General features: G+C 52.5%; 5 protein-coding genes. 3 read left to right on the top strand and 2 right to left on the bottom strand.

Annotation, left to right across the window (positions count from 1 at the left end):
* Positions 1–111: 111 nt before the first annotated feature.
* Positions 112–1,320, bottom strand: a complete 1,209-nt coding sequence (ilvA, locus tag VU18_RS06905; protein WP_011231086.1) for a threonine ammonia-lyase — start codon at positions 1,318–1,320, stop codon at positions 112–114.
* Positions 1,321–1,848: 528 nt separating this feature from the next.
* Here ilvA and VU18_RS06900 point away from each other — a divergent pair.
* From VU18_RS06900 to VU18_RS06890, 3 genes are all read left to right on the top strand, one after another.
* Positions 1,849–1,980, top strand: a complete 132-nt coding sequence (locus VU18_RS06900) for a hypothetical protein (protein WP_014195711.1) — start codon at positions 1,849–1,851, stop codon at positions 1,978–1,980.
* 38 nt (positions 1,981–2,018) lie between these two features.
* A complete protein-coding gene (locus VU18_RS06895; RefSeq protein ID WP_011231085.1) occupies positions 2,019–3,281 on the top strand; it encodes a nitrogen regulation protein NR(II) in 1,263 nt (420 codons plus the stop codon).
* 96 nt (positions 3,282–3,377) lie between these two features.
* On the top strand, positions 3,378–4,745 hold the full coding sequence (locus tag VU18_RS06890; protein WP_011231084.1) for an MATE family efflux transporter: 1,368 nt from the start codon (positions 3,378–3,380) through the stop codon (positions 4,743–4,745).
* A 98-nt stretch (positions 4,746–4,843) separates the two neighbouring features.
* Here VU18_RS06890 and VU18_RS19605 read toward each other — a convergent pair.
* A partial coding sequence (locus VU18_RS19605; protein ID WP_047757881.1) for a putative peptidoglycan binding domain-containing protein occupies positions 4,844–5,146 on the bottom strand: 303 nt, incomplete at its 5' end.

Here is a 5,146-nt window from a genome sequence, read left to right as displayed (position 1 = left end):
CGAAGTGGGGGTAGTTGACTTGGCAGCCCTGTGAACATGATTTCGAAGACGGCTTTTCCACTGTTTGCTTAACAGACAGTGGCGAAACACAAACCGTTTTCCCACGCGCGCTCATCGGTAAAACTGTACATCATAGCCTTCTTTCAACAACACTTGGTAGATTTGCTGAATGTGGTCTTCGTTTTTTGTCTCGAGCGAAAAGTGAATTTCCGCCTGACCTGGCAGCACTTTGGCGCCGATGCGCTGATGATGAATCGACATCACGTTTGCCTCAAGCTCCGCAATAATGCGCAGCAGCTTGTTCAACTGGCCCGGCTTGTCGGAGATGACCGTTGTAAACGTCACAAATCGTCCGGCTTCGACGAGCCCCCGCTCGATGATGCGGGAAATGAGCGTCACATCGACGTTGCCGCCGCTTAAAATGGCGGCGACTTTTTTGCCGCGAAACGGCAGCTTTTGATACAACAATGCCGCCAGCGGACAAGCTGCCGCCCCTTCGATCAACAGCTTGTTCCGCTCGAGCACATACAGCATCGTCCGCGAAATTTCCGCCTCTTCCACGCATACAACGCCATCGACGTATTGCTCAATGTATTGGTACGTAATATTGCCCGGCTTTTTCACGGCAATCCCATCGGCGATCGTATTCGATGCGGCAATGGAGACGGGCTGTTTATGGCGTATGGCCGCCGTCATGCCGGGGCAAGCCGATGACTCAACGCCGTACACTTCAACCGACGGCTTCAGCTGTTTTAACGTAAGCGCCACCCCCGCAAGCAACCCGCCGCCGCCGACTGGACAAAGAACGACATCGACGTCGGGAAGCTGCTCGATCAGCTCTAAGCCGATCGTCCCTTGGCCGGCCATCACCGCCAAGTCGTCAAACGGATGAACAAACGTCATCCCCCGTTCACGCTGCAACTCTAACGCATATTCCAAAGACTCGTCAAACACATCGCCGTACAGCACGACTTCCGCCCCGTAGCTTTTCGTCGCTTCAATTTTGCTGAGCGGCGCGCCTTTTGGCATGACGATCGTGCACGGAATATGAAGCATGCCGCTCGCATAGGCGACCCCTTGGGCGTGGTTGCCGGCCGAAGCGGCGATGACGCCGCGCGCCCTCTCTTCTTCCGTGAGCGACATAATTTTATTGAATGAACCTCTTACTTTAAACGAGCCCGTTTTTTGCAAATTTTCGAGTTTCATATATACATCATTGCCAGACAGCCGGCTGAACGTTTGCGAATGCTCAAGCGGCGTTTGATGGACGATGCCTTTCATTTTCGCTCGCGCTTGTTCAATGTCTGCTAATGTCAACATCATCAAACCACCCTTTCTGATCGGCGATCGGTTCGTTTTCGCTCCGTTTTATTATATACAAAGCATTTCGCCGCCGACAAATGTTGCTTTTCTTTTGGATGGTCACTCTTTTTATTGATTATTTAGCACATAGTTTTTTATTATAAAATATATTGTTGAACGAACCCATCACTGCGATCCGTTGCATTTTGTCAGCTGCTTGAAGGTAGGGGATTTGACAAAAACCATCGCAAAACCGATTCTTTTCCAGTTGAGAAACTGTGTACAATCGTCTTCTCTTTTTTGACGAACTTTGGCATGGTATGCAAAAACCATTTTTGTTCATTCCATTGATGATTTAGCACATTGTTTTATCAATTAGGAAATTCGTCTTCATTTGGCTGTGATCCATCAAAACCTAATAGCGCCAATGGAATCCTTCGCCCGTTTGATGGGAGAAAGCGGTTGGGAAGATCCACGATAGGCAAATGCGAGCGAATTTGCTAATATGAAAGAAAAGCATTCGGAATACGAAAGGATGAAGCGATTGTGACTAAAAAGTTGTACTATACAGCGCCGGATGTTGCCGCGTGGACAACGGCGATGACAAGCGTCCGCCAAGGCGGCGAAACATATGTCGTCAGGATGTCCGCCATAGCCAACGGAGGGCGGTTTTTGTAAAATAAAAAACGAAATGTGCAGCTAAGGAGTTTGGAAAGATGAACGATCGACTCGTACAATCGCAAATCGAAGAACTCGAACGAAAGCTGCGCGCTTATGAGCGGCTCATCGAAAAGCTTCCGTTTCCGTTCACCTTTGCCGATTATGAAAGTGGAATCGCCATCGAAAAAAAGCGCGGCGACGTCCGGCCGCACCTTCGCACCATTCCGCCGTCCCTTGAAAAGGAAGCCAAATGGCAGTGGGATATTGACTTGCATCGCGACGTACCGTTTGAAAAAGTGGAAGCCTTTTTGACGCCGTTGCTCGATCTCGTTCCGCACCACATTGTCTTTGTCGACGCTCAAGGGATCATCACGCTTTGCAATTTGCAGGCGGCTGTTGACACCGGCGTGGATCGCGATGCCATCATCGGCAAACATATTCGCGAGCTGCTGAAGCTCCCTGATGAGCTGATCGCGACGCTCGAATCGCTTGAAAAAGGCGAGCCGCTTTACAATTACGAAGTGCTCGACCGATTTTACGGGATCGTCAACACCCGTTTTATTTACAACGATGACGGATCGATCAAACGAGTCATCAGTATGTTTCAGTCGCTCAATATGATGAAAGAAACAGAAAAGCTGGCGGTCGCTGGCCGCATCGCCGCCGGCATCGCCCATGAAATCCGCAATCCGCTGACGACGGTGCGCGGATATTTGCAACTATTGAAAAGCGACTTGCCGGATCGCATCGCCTCGCTCGTTGAGCGGCTTTTAATTCCTGAGCTCGACCGGGCGAACGACATTATCACGGATTTTTTGAATATCGCCAAGCCGGCGGACGTCAAAATGGAGACGTTCAACTTGCACCGCTTTTTGCGCGACGATGTCGGCGTCCTATTGCAAAGCGAAGCGCTATTGCATAACGTCGACGTCCATTTTGACCTTGATGACCAGCTTGACGATTACGAAATGAACGGCGACCGCAGCCAGCTTTTGCAAGTGTTTTTAAACTTATTTCGCAACGCCGTGGAAGCAAAAGTGGCGAAAACGATGAGGGTGTCGATCTGCAGCCGAAAAATCAACCATCTCGTTCAGCTTCGCTTCTGCGACGATGGACCCGGCATTCCGCCGTCGGTCATCGACCATGTTTTCGATCCGTTTTTTTCAACGAAGGAAACGGGAACTGGGCTCGGCCTGTCATTATCGAAAAAAATCGTCGAACTGCATCGCGGGACGATGAAAGTGCAAAGCGACGCGCACGGCACATGTTTTTTGATCGAATTCCCGCTTTGCAGCCAACCGCCGTTTCTTTCGTCATAAATCGCTTCCGAAGAGGGGGCCATCCCAGCTTCGGAAGTGGGGAGATTGATGATTTAGAACAATGTATCACTTTATCACAGAAAAGGAGGAGCCATTATGGCAACGACCGCTCCGCCCAACGGCAAATGGCGGCGCCTGTTCGCCTTGTTTCTTCCCATTTTTGTTTCGCAAACCGGTCAATATGCCATGAACTTTGTCGATGTCGCCATGTCCGGTCATGCGAGCGCCGAAGATCTTGCCGGCGTCGCGATCGGCTCAAGCCTATGGGTGCCGGTGTTTACCGGCGCCGGCGGCATTTTGCTCGCCCTGTCCCCGATCGTCTCACACCATTTCGGCGCCGGACGGCATGACTCGATCACTCGCGCCGTCGCCCAGGCGCTCTACTTGGCTGTCGCGCTTGCTGTCGCCATTGTCCTGATCGGCGCCGCTGCCGTGCCGTTTATCTTGAAACAGATGTCTTTGGATGAAAACGTTCGGCATATCGCCTTTCATTATTTGCGCGCCTTGTCGTTTGGGATCATCCCTCTGTTTCTTTATTCTGTGCTCCGCTATTTCATCGATGCGCTTGGGCAAACGAAAGTGACGATGTGGATTACGCTCACCGCCTTGCCGGTCAATATGCTGTTCAACTGGTTGTTGATTTACGGGCATGGCGGATTTCCGCGCCTTGGCGGCATCGGCACTGGTTACGCGACGGCGATCACGTATGCGTACTGCTTCGCGGCCGCTGCCTTTGCCGCTTTGAAATTTCGGCGCTTGGCTCCCTATCGTGTACTCGTCCGTTTCTACCGTCCGTCATGGGCCGCATGGAAAGAGTTGCTGAAAACCGGGGTGCCGATCGGGTCGGCCATCTTTTTTGAAACGAGCATTTTCGCTGCTGTGACGCTGCTTGTCGGCCGGTTTGGCGCGGAAACGGTCGCCGCGCATCAAAGCGCCCTCAACTTCGCTTCACTGTTGTATATGATTCCACTCAGCTTATCGATGGCGCTGACGATCGCCGTGGGCGTTGAAGCCGGGGCCAACCGTTATGAAGCCGCCAAACAATATTGCTTGATCGGCATCACCCTCGCCTTGGCCGTCGCCGCCGCAGCAGCGCTGTTCCTTTCCGCCTTCCGCAGCCATGTCGCCCGGCTGTATACAAACGATCCGACAGTGGCGGCGTTGACAGGGAAGTTTTTGCTCTATGCGATCTTCTTTCAAGTTTCCGATGCCATCGCCGCTCCCATCCAAGGAGCGCTGCGGGGCTATAAAGAGGTAAACGCCGTTTTTTGGTCCGCTCTTCTCGCCTATTGGGGCGTTGGGCTTCCGCTTGGCTGCGCGCTCGCTCTACTGACTGCCGCCGGGGCGTTCGGCTATTGGATCGGCCTGATCGCCGGATTGGCAACGGGCGCGCTGTTTCTCAGCTTTCGCCTGCGGGCCGTTTGGCGCAGACATGACAGCGGGCGTGCGCCATGCGCCTTTTAAGAGGGAGCGGTCGATAAACAAGGATGTCCCGCCCAGTTCTAGGGACATCCTTTTTGTTGCAGCATGATGGATCATGCAGTCGACAAGGCCGGTTTCCCTTAGCCGACCTCGTTAGGCGACGGCTGCTGCTTCATATACTGTAATACATCGAGGTCGATTTTTCCTTTCTCCACTTGGCGCTCCTCAAAATTTTCTGTATGTATATACACGGTCAGCGCCTCATGAAGCGCCTCGCGATCCGCCGAGCGCTCTTTCGACAAATAACCGAGACGGACCAAGTGGGCGGCCACCTCTTCCTTTACCGTTCCTTCAATCGCTGCCACTTTTTCGGGACGCGGTTTCTCAAAGTAAAGCTGGCGCAACTGATACAAGCGAATAAGCTCCTCGATCGGCCGCGGGTG

Source organism: Geobacillus sp. ZGt-1, assembly GCF_001026865.1.
In the GTDB taxonomy this organism is placed as follows: Bacteria; Bacillota; Bacilli; order Bacillales; family Anoxybacillaceae; genus Geobacillus; species Geobacillus thermoleovorans.
This window is presented reverse-complemented; position numbering and strand designations above follow the sequence as displayed.

Bases quoted from the DNA above. Each gene is read 5' to 3' on its own strand.
- VU18_RS06890 (WP_011231084.1), top strand. From the start codon at position 3,378: ATGGCAACGACCGCTCCGCCCAACGGCAAATGGCGGCGCCTGTTCGCC.
- VU18_RS06895 (WP_011231085.1), top strand. From the start codon at position 2,019: ATGAACGATCGACTCGTACAATCGCAAATCGAAGAACTCGAACGAAAG.
- ilvA (WP_011231086.1), bottom strand. From the start codon at position 1,320: ATGTTGACATTAGCAGACATTGAACAAGCGCGAGCGAAAATGAAAGGC.